The organism is Pseudoalteromonas sp. HM-SA03 (genome assembly GCF_002289345.1).
In the GTDB taxonomy this organism is placed as follows: domain Bacteria; phylum Pseudomonadota; class Gammaproteobacteria; order Enterobacterales; family Alteromonadaceae; genus Pseudoalteromonas.
The window spans coordinates 1-337 of the sequence record NZ_NSDG01000092.1; the positions used below are offsets into that span (position 1 = coordinate 1).

At 43.5% G+C, this 337-nt stretch carries 1 pseudogene; it reads right to left on the minus strand.

Features of this window, described 5'->3' with window-relative positions:
• Positions 1 to 311: pseudogene (locus CKO50_RS18455) on the minus strand (IS5/IS1182 family transposase); the annotation flags it as partial.
• Positions 312 to 337: the final 26 nt, after the last annotated feature.

The window sequence follows — 337 nt, forward strand, 5'->3', positions numbered from 1 at the left end:
TTCATCACCCGTCTGAGATAGTTTTTCTGTTTTTTTAATGTTTTCTTCATGCGTTTAAATTGCTTGGCATGGGCATAGCGCGCTACTTTTTGCGCGGTCTTAGGGCCAACTCGTTCATAACTTTGCCTAAGCCGAATACCGGCTTGCTTAGCGAAACCAACCAGTTTATCACGGCATTTTTCTAGTAGTTTACTGTCTGTTGGGTGAGCGATATTTTTCTCCATGACAGTGCTGTCTACGACCACCTCCCGTAAGCTTGAAGGCTTGATGGTATTACTTTTAAGGCCCGCATCAACAGTTAACGACAGCATTAATTCAANATCTTCGCCAATTCGCT